The organism is Bradyrhizobium barranii subsp. barranii (genome assembly GCF_017565645.3).
Lineage (GTDB): Bacteria > Pseudomonadota > Alphaproteobacteria > Rhizobiales > Xanthobacteraceae > Bradyrhizobium > Bradyrhizobium barranii.
In genome coordinates this window covers 5,687,489-5,703,679 of the sequence record NZ_CP086136.1, presented here as the reverse complement: position 1 = coordinate 5,703,679, position 16,191 = coordinate 5,687,489, and the positions used below count along the sequence as shown (strand labels likewise).

Below are 16,191 nucleotides of genomic sequence, written 5' to 3'. Positions count from 1 at the left end.
CACCCATGCCCGAGCTGTCATTGTGCAGCTCTTGAAACTTGGATTTAGACCAGATGCCCGTCGCTGGCGAGGCGGAATTGAAGGGAATTTTGGGGTGACGATCTCGATGTATGACGCCTCGGTCGGCGTCTTCGTGCCGTATCTGCGCAACCTGTCGGCACTGCTGGACAAGGGCGTCGCCTATGCCGAAAGCCGGAAGTTCAATCCGGCCGTCCTGCTCGGCATGCGCATGGCGCCGAACATGTACGATCTGGCGCAGCAGATAGGGGAGGCGTGCCGCCATGCCACGGTCGCGCCGGCCTTGCTGGCCGACCAGGAGCCGGTGACGCTGCCGGCGCTGGAGCACGACATCGCCGGGCTTCAGGCGCGCATTGCGACGTCAATCGAGTTCATCGAAAGCCTGTCGCGCGCCGAGATCGATAGTGCGGCGGAACGGAATGTCTTCTTCAGGCTGAAAAACGGGACCGAGCTGCCCTTCACCGGGCGGACGCTGCTGCTAACGTTCAGCGTCCCGCAATTCTTCTTTCACGTCACGACGTCCTACGACTTGCTCCGGCATGCCGGCGTCGAGCTCGTGAAGCGGGATTTTCTCGGCCCCCGCGAGCGCTAGGCTTCGCCCTTGCGCTCGTAATCGGCGAGCGAGCTGCGGCCGGCGATCTCGCTGCGCAGCTCCTCGAAGCGCCGATGTGCCTCGTCCTCGTGCGCGTCGACGAAATGCACCGCGGCTTCGCTCGTCATCGGGCCGCTGACCACGGGCGCGGACTGCTCGCCGATGGTCTCGTGGACGTAGAACTGGCCGTCATCGCCGCGATGGACCGTCCATTTCAGACGGATCGCCACCATCGGCCCCGGACCGACCTTGCTGTAGCCATCGGCATCGGTGTGCTCCGGCACCAGCGGCTGCTCCTCGACCACAGGATGCTCGTGCTCGTCGACCATCGCATGCTCGTCGACCACCACATGCTCGTCGGCGATCGGATGCTCGTCGGCGACGACCTGCTCACCGTCGACCACCATTTCGGTCTCGGTCTCGCGGACGGGCTCGGGGTGCTCCAAAATGCTGGCGATGGTTGCCAGCGCGTGGTCGGTCGGGTCGATCTCTGACAAGGGTTCATCCTCCAGCTCGACGCGGCCGGCAAGTCTGTCCCACTGCCGCCGCGGCCGGACTTATTACGCGGGTTTGATTAAGGCTGAGTTGGGGCTCGATCTGCACCAAAATGGGACGCATTCTGGCGTTCCGGAGGCGGGCGGATAACCGCCCGCCCGGAGGTCGGCTCAGCCGAGCACGTCCTGGTTGATGATGTTCTGCCGGATGGGATCGCCGTCCAGCACACTCAGGATATTGCGAGCGGTCTGTTCGCTCATGCGGCTCACCGCCTCGACGGTGACGCCGGCGACGTGCGGGGCCATGATGACGTTGGGCAGCGCGAACAGCGTGTTGCTGACCGGCGGCGGCTCCACCTCGAACACGTCGATCCCGGCACCGGCAATCCTGCCGGAGACCAGGGCGTCGTATAGCGCGGCCTCCTTCACGATGCCGCCGCGTGCAGTGTTGATGAGATAGGATTTCGGCTTCATCCGGCCGATCCGCGCCGCATCGAACAGGCCGACGGTTTCCGGCGTCTTCGGGCAATGGATGGTGACGAAGTCGGCGTTGGGCAGCGCTGCGTCGAGATCGGCGACGGGCTCGCAGCCCGCGGCCTTGATCTCGGCGGCAGGCTTGTAGGGATCGTAGACCTGCACCTTCATTTCCATCGCTTGGCAGCGCTTGGCGGTGCGACTGCCGATGCGGCCGAAGCCGATGATCAGCACGGTCTTGCCGTAGAGGTCGAACGGCAGCATGCCGAGCCGGTTGGCCCATTGGCCATCCTTGACGCAGGCGTGCATCTCATTGGCGCGCTTGGCCAGCGTCAGCATCATGAACAGCGCCTGCTCGGCGACCGAGGGCGAGTTGGCGCTGCCCGCCACCATCAGCGGCACCTTGCGGCGGGAGAGGGCGGGCACGTCGACGGCGTCGTAACCGACGCCGATGCGGGTCACCACCTTCATGTCCTTCGAGGCCTCGAGCTCGGTCTCACCGAAGGCGGTGGCACCCAGCGCCACGCCGTGAACCGGCGCGTGGTTCTTCAGCAAGGCTTCGAAATCCTTGGCCGAGATCAGGTTCGGAAACTCGACGAGCTCGATATCGTCTCGCTGGGTGAGGAGGGCGCGGGCCCCTTGCGACAAAGTTTGTGTAACGAAAATCTTCTTCTTGTTGGTCGCCATCGCTCCCCGCCTGCTTGCGTTTCTTGAGACGGCGTCACAGCACGACGCCGGTGTCTTCGTTTAGCAGGTGCATATTGTTGAGGTCCATCGCCAAACGCATGGGTGCCCCGTCCTTGGCGCCGGCGTTGGGATCGACGCGGCCGCAGACCGGCGTGCCGTCGAGGCCGAAATAGACCAGGGTCTCCATCCCCATCGGCTCGGTGACGTCGAGCACGGTGTCGAAGGTCTCGACGCCGGGCCCGAGATGCGCATGCGACTCGGTGAGGTGCTCCGGCCGGAGGCCGAGCAGCAGCTTGTCGGTGCGCGGCAGCGCGTTGTAGCGCGCGGCGCGAGCCTGTGGCAGCGCAAAGGCGATGCGGTCGGTCAGACGAATCTGAAGCGCACCGCCGACGTCCTCCAGCCGGCACGGGATGAAATTCATCGCGGGCGAGCCGATGAAGCCGGCAACGAAGCGCGTCGCCGGCTTGTGGTAGAGCTCGTTGGGCGTGCCGATCTGCTCGATGCGGCCCTTGTTCATCACAACGACGCGGTCAGCCAACGTCATCGCCTCGACCTGGTCGTGAGTGACGTAGACCGTGGTGGTGCGCACCTTCTGGTGCACCTTCTTGATCTCGATCCGCATCTGTACGCGCAGCTTGGCGTCGAGATTGGACAGCGGCTCGTCGAACAGGAACACTTTCGGATTGCGCACGATGGCGCGGCCCATCGCGACACGCTGGCGCTGGCCGCCGGAGAGCTGCTTCGGCTTGCGGTCGATCAGGTCGGTAATGTCGAGGAGGCGGGCGGCTTCCGTGACCCGCGCCTTGATCTCGGCCTTGGGAAAGTGCTTCAGGCGCAGCCCGAACGACATGTTCTCCGCGACCGTCATGTGCGGGTACAGCGCGTAGTTCTGGAACACCATGGCGATGTCGCGGTCCTTGGGCGGCACGTCATTGACGACGTCGCCGCCGATCATGATGTCGCCGTCGGTGATGTCCTCCAGTCCCGCGATCATGCGCAACGTCGTCGACTTGCCGCAGCCCGAAGGCCCAACCAGCACGATGAACTCGTGGTCGGAGATATCGAGATCGATGCCGCGCACGGCTTCGACATCGTCGTAACGCTTGATCACCTTGCGCAGGGAAACGTCGGCCATTGCACTTCAACCCCTCGATATCAACCCTTCGTCGCGCCGGCGGTCAGGCCGGCGATGTAGTAGTCCATCAGGAAGGCGTAGATGACCAGCGGCGGAGCTGCGCCGAGCAGCGCCCCGGTCATGATCTGCCCCCAGTTGAAGACGTCCCCCTTGATCAGCGTGGTGGTGATGCCGACCGGCAGCACGAGCTGGTCGATGGACGTCGTGAACACCAGGGGATAGAGGAACTGCGCCCAGGACACCGTGAAGGCGAAGATCGTCGCGGCAATCAGGCCCGGCAGCGCGACCGGAATAAAGATCCGCGTCAGGGTCTGAAGCCACGAGGCGCCGTCGATGATCGCGGCCTCGTCGAGCTCCTTCGGGATCGAGGCGAAATAGCCGATCATGATCCAGGTACAGAACGGCACCGTCAGCGTCGGATAGACGAATAGCAGCACGTACCATCGGTTCAGGAGCGTGATGCCGGTGATGTCCTGAACCAGCGCCAGCATCTTGAACAGCGGGATGAAGAGGAGGCTGTCCGGAACCAGGTAAGTCAGGAACACGCCGGTGGCGAGCGTCGTCGAGCCCCAGAACTTCATCCGCGCGAGCGCGAAGGCGGCAGGGATGCTGATCAGCATCGTGACGAGCACAACCACCAGCGACACGATGGTCGAATTCCAGAAGAACCGGAGGAATTGGTTCGACGTCAGTAGTTCGACATAGTTCGCCAGCGTCGGGTGGAACACCCACCACGGATTGGTCGCAGCCGAGATCTCCGCGCTGCTCTTGAGCGAGGTGATCACCATGTAGAGCGGCGGCGTCAGAAAGAAGATCGCAAACAGCACCAGGAAGAAATAGGACCAGCGCAGCGCCCAGGTACGGTCGCGGCTCATGCTGCCATATTTAACCTTGCGCCGGGGGCCGGCCTTGTCGATCGCTATTGTGCTCATCAGGATTCGTTCCCGCGTTTATTGACGTCGCGCAGGATGAAGATCGCTGCGACGGCGAGGATCGGGACCATGAACAGCGAGACGCTGGCGCCGAGCGGAATGTCGTTGCTCTCGATGCCGACCCGGAACGCATAGGTGGCAAAGATCTGGGTCTGGTCGAGAGGCCCGCCTGAGGTCAGGATGCGGACGATGTCGAAATTAGCGAAGGTGACGATCAGCGAGAACAGCGTCGTGATCGCGATGATGTTGCGCATCATCGGCAGCGTCACGTACCACATCTTCTGCCACCAATTGGCGCCGTCGATTGCGGCGGCCTCGTAGAGCTGGTCCGGCACCGATTTCAGCGCCGCCAGGTACATGATCAGGAAGAACGGCGCGCCGTACCAGACGTTGACGAGGATGACGGAAAAGCGCGCCCAGGCGGCATTGCCGAGCCAGTTGATGGGACCGATGCCGAAGAAGGAGAGCGTGTAGTTGAAGGCGCTGTAGGAGGGGTCGAACAGCCACAGCCAGGCGAGCGTGCTCATCGCCGGCGGGATCACCCAGGGCACCAGCAGCATGCCGCGCCATTTGCGCTGGCCCTTGGCCGGTATGTTGTGCACGAAATGCGCGACGATGAAGCCGATCAGCGCCTTGAAGAACACGGCGGTGATCGCGAAGATGCAGGACTGCTCCACCACCATCCAGAACGTCTCGCGCTTGAACAGGAAGGTGAAGTTGCCGAAGCCGACGAATTTTTGCATCGACTTGTTCAGCGTCGCGAGGTGGATCGAGAACAGGGCAGGGTAAAGCACGAACAGCGCGATCAGCAGGATCAGCGGCAGCGTCAGGAAGAACGCCACGGTCGATTTCCGCTTCAACGCATTGTGCAGGCCCGTCCGTTTGCGCGCGCTCGCCGTGCGGGCGACGCGACCGTCCTCAACGACGACATCGGCCATGTCAGTGTCCTTGGGTCAAGCTTCCTTGCGGAATGTCCAACGGCGGAGCCGGCACCCGCGTGTCGGCTCGATCTGCTCATTCCATCGAACGGTGGGGTGCCCTGGCGGCTCACGCGGGGATGCGTGAACCGCCGTGGCACACCCCGGCTTAGGTTCGCATGAAGCCTTCACACTCGCCTTCGCCCCAGGCGATTGCGGTCTCCAACTTTTCGCCCTGCGCAAAGCGCAGCGCCATCTTGGTCAGCGTGGCCTGTGCGTAGATCTGCTGGGCGATCTTCGGCGGCGCCGGAGAGGCCGCAATCGACAGTGTCTGATGATTGTAGGGATTTGGATAGTGATAGAGCGTGCCCTTCGGCGGGCCTACCTCGGCCCAGGTCTTCAGCGTCGTCATCTTGGCATAGGCCGGCAAATCGTAGCCGCCGCTCGCCGCGACGAACTTTTCGATCGATGACGGCTGTGACAGAAATGCCAGAAGGCTCTTGGCCGATGCCTTGTTCTTGGAGAAATTCCAGAGACCCCAGAAATAGGGCAGGAACGGCGCATACCGGCCTTTAGGACCGGAGGGGAAGCCGTGCGTCCAGCATTGCTCTGCGACCTGCGGCGCGTCGCGCTTGGCGACCGCCCAGGCGCTCGGCGGATTCATGATGAGGGCGCCGCGGCCGGAGATCAGCCATTTGTTGTTCGAGGCATCGTCCCAGGACGGTGCGTCCGGCGGCAGGAAGGCGATCAGCTTCTTGTAGTATTCGAGCGCCTGGCGAACCTCATCGGTCTTCACCGTGACATCGCCCTTGGCGTTGACGAGTTCGGCGCCGAACGACTGGAAGATGGCGCCCGCGGTATCGACGCTGTCGGTGGTCTCGCCGAGACCGATTCCGAATGGGAAACCTGCCTTCTGGCACGCTTCCGCCGCCTTCAGGAATGTATCCATATTCCAGCTATCGGCCTTGGGCGGCGCGCCGACGGGGTACAGTTCCTGGACGTCGATCCCCGCATGCTTCTTCATGAGGTCGATGCGCGAGCAGGGCCCCTTGATCTGGCTCCCCGGGGTTGCCGGGACCGCAAGCCATTTGCCGTTGGCCTTGCCGAGATATTTGACCGTGTCGTTGACCTCACCGTTCTGCTTGATCGCCTCCTCGACCACGTCGTTCACCGGTTCAAACTGCTCGGCATACGCATGCGGCCACCAGGTGTACATCTGAAGAATGTCGTGACCGGATTTGGCCTGCGCTTCGGCCGCGACCGTCAACTCGATCTTCTTGTTGTTGCTGGTGATGTAATCGATGGAAACTTCGACCTTCTCCTTTTCAGCCCATTCCTTGACCATGGCGGTGGAGGCGTCGTTGGCACCGGGCACCCAGTGGTCCCAGAAGCCGATCGAGAGTTTGCCGGCGGCGTAAGCGCCGCGGACATAGGGCGCTGTGATCAGCGCTGCGGAGGACATTGCAGTGGCAGCTACAAATTGACGTCGCGTCAGTTTCTTGCGTGACATCTCGTTTCCTCACCTGGATGTTTTATTGTTCTCGCGTTTCCTCTGGCATTCCGAGTTTTGTTTTTGATTTTTTGTTCGCGTTTCTTGGTGCTACGCCTCGCCGTGAAATCGCGCGAAGTGCAGCAAATTGGTAGCGCGATCAGATCATGATTGATCCCGTCTGTCGAGGAAGCCGAACGGCTCGCCGTCTAGAACTAACGTTGCGTCCGGGAACGCGGCAGCGCCGTCTCGCGACGCGCGCCGGAGGTGAACCTCGGAGGCGCATTTTGCGACGCACACTTCGGGTCAAGGACCGCAGGACATCTCGTGCGCAATTACGCCGCAGTTTCGAATAAGCCTTCATAACCGCTTCGCGCCAAACAGTTTTCGGGCGTGGACAGCAATTGGCTGCGGCTGGACCGCGAAGCGGCGAAAACGGTAGAGTTGCAACCGGCGGGTGGCCCCCACCCGGACAGGACAATCGGACCGACGATGGAGACCAGAATGATCAACCCGGCGCCGCCTGCGCGGCTTCACCTGCGACGATGGTTCGCGCTGGGCTCCGTGCTCGCGGTGCTGCTGGGCGCCGCCGCCGTTGCGCAGGCGCAAGGCCTGGTCAAGGGCGTTCAGGATGGAGCCGCGGCCGGCAACAAGGCGGCCGGACCCGTTGGCGGCGTGCTGGGCGGTGCGATCGGCGGCGTGGTCGGTGTCTTCACCGGCGTGCTCGGCGTCAACAACCAGCCGGCTCCGGCTGCCAAGGACGCGAGCAAGGATGCCGGCAAGGACGCGAGCAAGGATTCCAAGCAGCCGGGCGCCGGCAAGGACAAGGGCGCCAAGGAGACCGCCAAGGCGGCCAAGGGCGCCAAGGCGAGCAAGGAAGCCAGGAATGCGCCGCAGGACAACAAGGATAATAAGGACGTCACCGTCCTCACCCAGCCCGGCGCGCCGCAACAGTCCGCCGAGCAGATCGTCGCCAACAGCGATTCCTATATCGAGCGGATCAAGACCGAGTTGAACCTGACGCCCGATCAGGAGAAGCACTGGTTCGGCTTCTCGAGCGCAATGCACTATCTGGGGCATAATGGCGCGGAGCGGCTCAACCTGCGGATCGCCCGCGCCAAGCGGGATCCGCCTGACGACATCATCGAGCAGATGCGCAACGAATCGCAATTCCTGATCGACCGCGCCGCCGACCAGCGCAACGTCGCCGATGCCGCCGAGCCGCTGTATTCGAGCCTCGACGACAAGCAGAAGCAGGTCTTCATCCAGGAGATGGTGCGCCTCAGCCACGAGCGCGGGCTGGATTAATCAAGGGCGCCTGAATTAACGGCGCCCGCCACGAATTCGTGAATCCTCTCCGCATTTCGGGTATGGTTAGCTTCGTAAGCTGACTGCGGGGTTGATATGGCGGACGGACTCTCCGTTTTCCTGGTCGAAGACGAGGCGTTGATCCGGATGATGATCGCCGACATGGTGGAGGAACTCGGCCACCATGTCGTCGCGGAAGCGGACAATGTCCGGGACGCGAGCGCCTTTGCGATGACCGCGCAATACGATTTCGCCATCCTCGACATCAACCTGAAGGGCCTCTACGTCGATCCCGTTGCCGACCTGATCGAGCGCCGCAGCAAGCCGTTTCTGTTCGCCACCGGCTACGGGCCGGAGCTGCTGCCGTCCTTGCTCCGGCGGCGGCCGATCCTGCGCAAGCCGATTTCCCTCGACCAGCTCAAGGTGATGATCGATTCGCTGTTTCCGGACGCGGTCGCCAAAACTCCTCACTGAGAAGGCTCCTCACCGAGAAGGCGCCGTACTGAGATCGCCAACGAAAATGGCCGCCCGTGAGGGGCGGCCATTTGGCGAAAGAATGTGTCGTGCTCTCAGATCAGACCGGCGCTGAGGTCGATGCCGCGCGCCATCACGCCGAACGAGGCGACCAGGCCCATGCAGCAGAACAGCAAGATGATCTTGAACGAAGAATCGGCAGAACGGGTTTCGACGGCGACCGGGATCGCGGCAAGCGAAATCATGCTCATGTTCATTCCCCCCTTTGTTGACCCCTGAATTGCATCAGGTAGGGGAAGCTCTTAGAGCAAAAAGTTTGACGCGAGCTTGCGAGGGATCGTTAACGGAATCGCCATCGCTCGCGTGTTTGCGCGAGTAGCAAGCGGTCCCGCAAGTCTCTTGCGGCCGTTCTTCAGCACGGTGGCGATGGTATGGGCCGTCATGGCGGCGCGATCAGAGGCGCGTTGCGCGGCCAGCCGGTCGCGCGCCTTTTCCTCGATCAGGAGCTCGATCAGGGCCAGCCGCTTGTCATCGTCGTCCGCCTCGGTCAGCAGGCGGTGATAGCGGTGATAGTCGAAACCGAAGTCCTGCTTACGCATGTCACGCCCCCGCAACTACGGGAATTGTTTCCCATCGGACACAGTCGGGCAAGCACGATCCTGCGTGGAACCGCGCCTTGGCTGCAATCAGCTGTGTATAGTTAACGGACTGGACGGCGTCGAAGCCGATCGCGGCTCATCAATCCGGATTGTGGTCGGCGAACATCTTCAGGCCGACGAAGCTCGCGTCGGGTTTCGTCACCAGCCTGGTCGGGATATTGCGCAAATAGTCCTGGAAGCGTCCCTTGGCTTCGAAGCGCGCCCGGAACGCGGAAGCAGCTAGGAACTCCGGAAAGCGCGGCACGATCCCGCCGGCGATGTAGACGCCGCCGCGGGCGCCGAAGGTCACTGCGAGATTGCCCGTGACTGAGCCGAGGATGGCGCAAAACATCTCCAGCGTCGCGCGGCTCAGTTCGCAACTGCCCTCCAGGGCGGCCTTAGTGATGGCGGCGGCGTCGGGGTGCGGCACCTGGGCGCCGTCGACCTCCGCCAGCGCCTCGTAGAGGTTTTGCAGGCCGGAGCCCGAAAGCGCGCCGCGCTCGATGGAGACATGACCGAGACGTCGGCGCATGGCCGCGATCACGCGCTCCTCGCGCTCGGTCTCCGCCGGCAAAGTCGCGTGGCCTGCCTCGGTGACGACCGCCAGCCGGGCGCCGTGGCGTTCGACCAGACAGGAGACGCCGAAGCCGGTTCCAGGCCCAACCACCAGCAGCGGCTCGCCCGGGAGGCCGTCCTGGCCCCCGAGCGGGATCAAATCGGCAGGCTTCAGGGCGGGCAGGGACCAGGCCACGACCTCGAAATCATTGAGCACATGCACGCTCTCGAAGCCGAGGGCCGGCTGGAGCTCGTTGCCGTCGATGACCCACGGACTGTTGGTCATGACGCAGCGGTTGTTGGTCACGGGACCCGCGACGGCCAGCACGGCTCGTTTGGGCTGCTTGCCGCCGGACCGGCGCGCAAGGACGTCGGCGATGGCTTCCCGGACGGTCGGGAAGTCAGCGACCTTCACATAGTCGATGGGCCCGGCCTGGTCGCCGCTGTCCGATGCGCTTTCGCTCAGCGCAAAGCGCGCATTGGTGCCGCCGATATCGGCGAGAAGAATCTGTCCTGTCTTGCCGATACTCATGATCTTGTGGCTGCCGCGCCGTGCAGGCTCGCGGGAACCGTTCCCTCCGCTCCATCCGATCCGCAATTTGCGAACGTCTCTAGAATCCGTCCTTGGGTGAGCCTAGTCAACTCGGACAACGCCAAACCGTTGCATCCCAGGTGCGACGGGCGCGATATCGCCGCGTGGGTCGATGGTTGCGAAGCCGCGCGGGAAGATCGACATTGGACGGAGCATTCGGCGCCCGTCGCGCCGGACGGCTGGAACGGGACCTTGCGATGCAGATTTCCGACCGCGACGTGCTGCTGGTGATCGACGTGCAGAACGACTTTTGCACCGGCGGAGCGCTCGCCGTTCCCGGCGGCGAGAAGGTTGTCCCGGCCATCAACCGAATTGCCGCGAAATTCACCAATGTGGTGCTGACCCAGGACTGGCATCCGGGCGATCACGTCTCGTTCGCACCGAACCATGCGGGCAAGCAGCCGTTCCAGACCATCGAGCTCGACTACGGCACCCAGGTGCTGTGGCCGACGCACTGCGTGCAAGGCACGGTGGGCGCTGAATTCCATGGGGAGCTCGAAATTACCAGGGCAAACCTCGTCGTGCGCAAAGGTTTTCGTCGCGGCATCGATTCCTATTCGGCGTTGTTCGAGAACGACCACCGCACGCCGACCGGCCTGCTCGGATATCTGCGCGAGCGTGAGCTGAAGACCGTCTTCGTCGCCGGTCTGGCGCTGGATTTCTGTGTTCGGTTCTCGGCGGAAGATGCCCGCAAGGCGGGGTTCGAGGTCGCCGTCATCGAGGACGCATGCCGCGGCATCGATCTCGACGGCTCGGTGGCCGCGACCCATCGGAGTTTTCGCGAGCGCGGTATTTCGATCGTCAGCCTGGAGGCCTTGCTGTGAGGACCTTGAGATAGTCATGGTGGAGAAGAGGGGAAAACCGCTGGTCGGATCGAATCGTCCTCCGGATGATCCACTGCTATGGCCGATTGCGGCGGCGCGGCTCGCGATGGACGCCTGCTTCTGGTGGCTGGAACGCGGTCCGCCGGAACAGGACGCGAGCGATCTGCCGTGGACGACGCCCAACACGGTCGCCTTGGAGCTTGCGACCATGCGCCTGCGCGATTGCACGCGGACGCAATCCGGCCAGCCGGCACTGGTCTGCGCGCCCTATGCGCTGCATCGGGCCCTGATCGCCGACTTCGCACCGGGCCACAGCGTGGTGCAGTCGCTGCAGAATGGCGGCATCGATCGGGTCTACCTCACCGACTGGCGCTCGGCCTCGCCGGACATGCGCTATCTCTCGATCGACAGCTATCTCGGCGATCTCAACGTCGCCGTCGACGAAATCGGCGCGCCGATCGATCTCGTCGGCCTGTGCCAGGGCGGCTGGCTGTCGCTGCTCTATGCGGCGCGCTTTCCCGCCAAGGTGCGGCGGCTGGTGCTGGTGGGGGCGCCCGTCGATCTCTCGATCGACTCCGCGCTGTCCCAGCTAGCTCGCAATGCGCCTGAGGCGCTCTACGACCAGCTCGTGGCGCGCGGCGGCGGCAATGTCAGCGGCGACGAGATGCTGCGCTTCTGGACGAAGGCGCCGAGCCGCGACGACATCGCGGCGGCATTGCAGAGGGATCTTTCGGACGAGGAGGGCGCGGCACTGCTCGCGCGTTTCGATCGCTGGAATACCGAGACGCTCAACCTGCCCGGCACGTACTATCTGGAGATCGTCAACCGAATCTTCCGGGAGAATCGGATTGCCGGCGGAAACTTCACGGCGCTCGGCCGCGAGGTTGATCTGAGGGACGTCAAGGCGCCGGTCTTCCTGCTGGCCGGGCTCGATGACGACGTCGTGCCGGCCAGACAGGCGCTTGCGACCGCCGGTCTGCTCGGAACGCCGCCGGCCTTCATTGCCGCGGCCTCCGAGCCCAGCAATCATCTCGGCCTGTTCATGGGCGCGCGCACCCACGCCCATGCCTGGCCCCGGATCGCCGAGTGGCTGCGCAACGACCTCTCCGGAGTGCTGGCCCGCAGCGCCTGACCTTGTCAGCTGCCTTGGCCCGGCCGGGCCGGCGAACACGCAAATCCGTTATGCATGACGGCGGATGGCCTGCACGGGGCCCGGTCGATGGGTTACATATCATGGCGAACTGGCGGCTGCGGCCGCGACAAGATTAAGGGTACCGCGCTCGATGAGCTTCCACTCGATCTACGCCCACGGATTTGCGCGCGTGGCGGCCTGCGTCACCACCTCCCATGTGGCCGATCCCGCGGCCAATGCGAAGGCGATCCTGGCGGCGGCAGGCGCTTGCCATGAACAGTCGGTGGCGGTTGCCGTGTTTCCGGAGCTGTGCCTGTCCGGCTACGCGATCGAGGATCTCGTCAAGCAGGACCCGCTGCTCGATGCGGTCGAGCGCGGGCTCGCCTCAATCGTCGAGGCCTCCTCGGCCTTGATGACCGTCCTGATCGTCGGCGCGCCGCTGCGCTTCGGTCATCGCATCTACAATTGCGCCGTCGTCATTCATCGCGGCAACGTCCTTGGCGTCGTGCCCAAGTCTTATCTGCCGACCTATCGCGAATTCTACGAAGGACGGCATTTCGCCTCCGGCACCGGCATCGCCGGAGAGACGATCGCGTTTGGCGGGCTGCACGCACCGTTCGGCGTTGACCTCCTGTTCGCGGCCGAGGATGTTCCAGGCCTGATCATCGGCGTCGAGATCTGCGAGGACATGTGGATTCCGGTGACGCCGGCTTCCGAACTCGCGCTTGCCGGCGCCAGCGTGCTGATCAATCTATCCGGCAGCCCGATCACGATCGGTCGGGCGCGCTCGCGCGCACTGCTGTGCCAATCGACGTCGGCGCGTTGTCTTGCGGCCTACGTCTATTCCGCCGCGGGGGCAGGGGAATCGACCACGGACCTGGCCTGGGACGGCCAGACCTCGATCTATGAGAACGGCGTGCTGCTGGCCGAGGGCGAGCGGTTCCGCCAGGACGGCCAGATCACGCTGGCCGACGTCGATCTCGATCTGCTCAGGCAGGAACGCGCACTGATGGGCACGTTCGACGATAATCGCCGGCAACGCGAAGCCTTTTTCCGGAGGATCACCTTTGCCCTGAAGGCGCCGGCCACCGACATCGGCTTCCTGCGCAAGATCGAGCGCTTCCCGTTCGTGCCGAGCGACGAAGCCCTGCTCGAGCAGGATTGCTACGAGGCCTACAACATTCAGGTCGCCGGTCTCGTGCAGCGCATGCGCGCGACCGGAACCAAGCGCGTGGTGATCGGCGTCTCGGGCGGGCTCGATTCCACCCACGCCCTGATCGTCGCCGCCAAGGCGGTCGACCTGCTCGGACTGCCGCGCAGCAACATCCTGGCTTACACGATGCCGGGCTTTGCCACCGGCAGCGAGAGCAAGACCAACGCACTGGCGTTGATGAAGGCGTTGCAGACGGAGTGGCAGGAGCTCGATATCCGTCCCACGGCGACGCAAATGCTGAAGGACATCGGTCATCCCTTCGGCAAGGGCGAGAAGGTCTACGACATCACGTTCGAGAACGTGCAGGCGGGCCTGCGCACGGACTATTTGTTCCGGCTCGCCAACCATCATGGCGGCATCGTCATCGGAACCGGCGATCTCTCGGAGCTTGCGCTGGGCTGGTGCACCTACGGCGTCGGCGATCAGATGGCGCATTATAATGTCAACGCCGGGGTGCCGAAGACGCTGATCCAGCACCTGATCCGCTGGGTGATCGCCTCAAAACAGTTCAGCGACGACGTCAACGGGACGCTGGCGTCGATCCTATCCGCCGAAATCTCGCCAGAGCTGGTTCCGGTCAAGCCCGGCGAGAAGCCGCAGAGCACGGAAGCCTCCGTCGGTCCCTACGAGCTGCAGGATTTCAACCTGTTCTACACGCTGCGGTTCGGCATGCGGCCGTCCAAGATCGCGTTCATGGCGCAGCACGCCTGGAATGATGTCGCCAAGGGCGAATGGCCGCCGGCGTTCCCGACCGACAAGCGCAGGGCCTATGATCTGCCGGAGATCCGGCGCTGGCTGGAAGTGTTCCTGCGCCGCTTCTTCGCCTTCAGCCAGTTCAAGCGCTCGGCGATGCCGAACGGGCCGAAGGTTTCGGCCGGCGGCTCGTTGTCGCCGCGCGGCGACTGGCGCGCGCCGTCGGATTCAAGCGCGGCGGCATGGCTCGAGGATCTCGAGCGGAACGTTCCGAAGTGATTGAGCAAGACTGCTGATCGGGCAGGGTAGCTCCAGAACGACTTCGCGCCGCGCGGCTCATAAAGCCGGCGGCGCGAAATTGCGTTCAATCTAGAAAGTGCCGAGGTCCGGAGTGCCTAGCCCGTCTTATTCGTAAGAGTGCGCCTGAGGGGTAAAGCGCTGATGCGGCGTAGGATTCGGTTGTGAAGCCAACCCCATCACCTCCAACCGCGAACGCCACGCCCGCCATGACCGACGATACGATTCCGCCCTTCTCGTTTCCAGCCATTCACGCCAAGAAAGTCACAGCTGCCTTCGATGGTGGACGCCTAACCTCGAATGGGGGCGTGATGCTTCTGGCGATGGCCGAGCGGCGTCTCGGTTTGGCCGACAATCTGGCCCGGGTGTTCCCGGATCGGCGCGATCCGACGCGGGTCGTGCACAGCCTGGTCGATATGTTCCGCGCGCGCATGTTCGCGATCTGCGGCGGCTACGAGGACGCCGACGACCTCGATCATCTGCGGTCCGATCCGGCATTCAAGCTGGCCTGCGGTCGCCTACCGGACACGGGCCGGGATTTGTGTTCCCAGCCGACGCTGTCGCGGCTGGAGAATGCTCCGCGCCTGCGCGACGTGATCCGGCTGACCTACATTTTGGTCGACGCATGGATGGATAGCTACCCGCGCGAGCCGGCATCCGTCACGCTCGACATCGATGATACCTGCGACGTCGTCCACGGCCATCAGCAGCTCTCGCTGTTCAACGCTCATTATGACGAACGCTGCTTCCTGCCGATCCACGTCTACGACACGGAGAAGAGCCGGCCCGTGGCCGTCGTGCTGCGGCCCGGCAAGACGCCGGGCGGCGTCGAGGTGCGTGCCCATCTGCGCCGCCTGGTACGGCATATCCGGACGCGATGGCACAACACGCAAATTACGTTCCGTGGCGACGGGCACTATGCCCGGCCGGAGGCCATGGCGTGGTGCGAGACCAACGGCATCGACTACATCTTCGGTCTGTCCGGCACCAAGCCTCTCGCCAGAAAAGTCGACGAGGTCGCCGACGACATCCGCACGCGACGCGCCATCGAGAACCTGCCGGTTCTGCGTGGCTATACCGAGACGCGCCACAAGGCAAAGTCCTGGGATCGCGAACGGCGCACTGTCGCCCGTATTGAGGCGACGATGCTCGGCCTCGACATCCGCTTCGTCGTCACCAGCCTCGATGTCGGCTCGGCCGAGTGGATCTACGACAGCCTGTATTGCGCGCGCGGCCAAGCCGAGAATCTGATCAAGCTGCATAAGACGCAGCTCGCCTCCGATCGCACCAGCTGCCGTTCGGCGCTCGCCAACCAGGTCCGTCTCGTGCTCCATACGGCCGCTTATTGGCTGATGCTGACCGTGCGCGACGCCATTCCCAAAGCCCGGGAATTGGCCGCTGCCGAGTTCGCGACGCTGCGTCTTCGGCTCTTGAAAATCGCCGCCCGTGTCGTCGAGACCACGAGCCGCATTCGCCTTGCGTTTGCCGCGGCATGTCCCGAAGCCGACCTGATCTGCGGCTTGCCCGGCGCGCTGCTGCCGCTCGGTCCTTGACCGGCGGGGCGTCCGCCCCCGTTCGCCCAACCCATCCCTCAAGCGCGTTGCAAAGTACCGGTCGTCAGGCGGCGAAAAGCCGAAGGCAATCCTGTGCGCCTCGTCAGACAAGATGTGCGGCCGCATCAATCGGGCCCAAAAGCCGCACTCTCACGAATAGGACGGGCTAAGACG

At 63.8% G+C, this 16,191-nt stretch carries 15 protein-coding genes and 1 pseudogene; 7 read left to right on the top strand and 9 right to left on the bottom strand.

Going from position 1 to position 16,191, the window contains the following annotated elements; all coding sequences use genetic code 11:
* Positions 1 to 106 precede the first annotated feature (106 nt).
* Positions 107 to 610 carry a DUF1993 domain-containing protein gene (locus J4G43_RS27355; RefSeq protein WP_135213857.1) on the top strand — a complete coding sequence of 168 codons (504 nt, stop codon included), beginning with the start codon at positions 107 to 109 and terminating at the stop codon, positions 608 to 610.
* Here the strand turns inward: J4G43_RS27355 and J4G43_RS27350 are convergent.
* From J4G43_RS27350 to J4G43_RS27325, 6 genes are all read right to left on the bottom strand, one after another.
* On the bottom strand, positions 607 to 1,107 hold the full coding sequence (locus J4G43_RS27350; protein WP_071913817.1) for a hypothetical protein: 501 nt from the start codon (positions 1,105 to 1,107) through the stop codon (positions 607 to 609). The genes J4G43_RS27355 and J4G43_RS27350 overlap by 4 nt on opposite strands.
* Before the next feature lie 168 nt (positions 1,108 to 1,275).
* Positions 1,276 to 2,265 (bottom strand): hydroxyacid dehydrogenase, encoded by a 990-nt coding sequence (locus J4G43_RS27345; protein ID WP_166341316.1) that lies wholly within the window; start codon positions 2,263 to 2,265, stop codon positions 1,276 to 1,278.
* 34 nt (positions 2,266 to 2,299) lie between these two features.
* Entirely contained in the window at positions 2,300 to 3,400 is a 1,101-nt protein-coding gene (locus J4G43_RS27340; protein ID WP_208086872.1) for an ABC transporter ATP-binding protein, read from the bottom strand.
* Positions 3,401 to 3,420: 20 nt separating this feature from the next.
* Complete coding sequence (locus J4G43_RS27335) at positions 3,421 to 4,332, bottom strand: carbohydrate ABC transporter permease (protein WP_063983243.1); 912 nt, start codon at positions 4,330 to 4,332, stop codon at positions 3,421 to 3,423.
* Positions 4,332 to 5,270 (bottom strand): carbohydrate ABC transporter permease, encoded by a 939-nt coding sequence (locus J4G43_RS27330; protein WP_085399008.1) that lies wholly within the window; start codon positions 5,268 to 5,270, stop codon positions 4,332 to 4,334. The genes J4G43_RS27335 and J4G43_RS27330 overlap by 1 nt, the downstream gene beginning before the upstream one ends.
* A gap of 148 nt (positions 5,271 to 5,418) precedes the next feature.
* Positions 5,419 to 6,759 carry an ABC transporter substrate-binding protein gene (locus tag J4G43_RS27325; RefSeq protein WP_208086871.1) on the bottom strand — a complete coding sequence of 447 codons (1,341 nt, stop codon included), beginning with the start codon at positions 6,757 to 6,759 and terminating at the stop codon, positions 5,419 to 5,421.
* A gap of 483 nt (positions 6,760 to 7,242) precedes the next feature.
* On the opposite strand from J4G43_RS27325, the gene J4G43_RS27320 reads away from it, so the two are divergent.
* On the top strand, positions 7,243 to 8,046 hold the full coding sequence (locus tag J4G43_RS27320) for a Spy/CpxP family protein refolding chaperone (RefSeq protein WP_208086870.1): 804 nt from the start codon (positions 7,243 to 7,245) through the stop codon (positions 8,044 to 8,046).
* Between the two features lie 96 nt (positions 8,047 to 8,142).
* Entirely contained in the window at positions 8,143 to 8,520 is a 378-nt protein-coding gene (locus tag J4G43_RS27315; RefSeq protein ID WP_208086869.1) for a response regulator, read from the top strand.
* Positions 8,521 to 8,615: 95 nt separating this feature from the next.
* Here the strand turns inward: J4G43_RS27315 and J4G43_RS27310 are convergent, their stop codons facing one another.
* From J4G43_RS27310 to glk, 3 genes and pseudogenes are all read right to left on the bottom strand, one after another.
* Entirely contained in the window at positions 8,616 to 8,771 is a 156-nt protein-coding gene (locus J4G43_RS27310; RefSeq protein ID WP_208086868.1) for a hypothetical protein, read from the bottom strand.
* A 150-nt stretch (positions 8,772 to 8,921) separates the two neighbouring features.
* Positions 8,922 to 9,119: pseudogene (locus J4G43_RS27305) on the bottom strand (hypothetical protein); the annotation flags it as partial.
* A 139-nt stretch (positions 9,120 to 9,258) separates the two neighbouring features.
* Complete coding sequence (gene glk, locus J4G43_RS27300; protein WP_208086867.1) at positions 9,259 to 10,245, bottom strand: glucokinase; 987 nt, start codon at positions 10,243 to 10,245, stop codon at positions 9,259 to 9,261.
* Between the two features lie 257 nt (positions 10,246 to 10,502).
* Between glk and pncA the strand changes: the two genes are divergently transcribed.
* From pncA to J4G43_RS27280, 4 genes are all read left to right on the top strand, one after another.
* Positions 10,503 to 11,129, top strand: a complete 627-nt coding sequence (gene pncA, locus J4G43_RS27295; protein ID WP_208089426.1) for a bifunctional nicotinamidase/pyrazinamidase — start codon at positions 10,503 to 10,505, stop codon at positions 11,127 to 11,129.
* Positions 11,130 to 11,145: 16 nt separating this feature from the next.
* Positions 11,146 to 12,261, top strand: coding sequence for an alpha/beta fold hydrolase (locus J4G43_RS27290; RefSeq protein ID WP_208086866.1), 1,116 nt, complete (start codon positions 11,146 to 11,148; stop codon positions 12,259 to 12,261).
* A 151-nt stretch (positions 12,262 to 12,412) separates the two neighbouring features.
* Entirely contained in the window at positions 12,413 to 14,446 is a 2,034-nt protein-coding gene (locus J4G43_RS27285; protein ID WP_208086865.1) for an NAD(+) synthase, read from the top strand.
* A gap of 227 nt (positions 14,447 to 14,673) precedes the next feature.
* Positions 14,674 to 16,017 carry an IS1380-like element ISBdi2 family transposase gene (locus J4G43_RS27280; protein WP_208086864.1) on the top strand — a complete coding sequence of 448 codons (1,344 nt, stop codon included), beginning with the start codon at positions 14,674 to 14,676 and terminating at the stop codon, positions 16,015 to 16,017.
* The last annotated feature ends 174 nt before the right edge of the window (positions 16,018 to 16,191 follow it).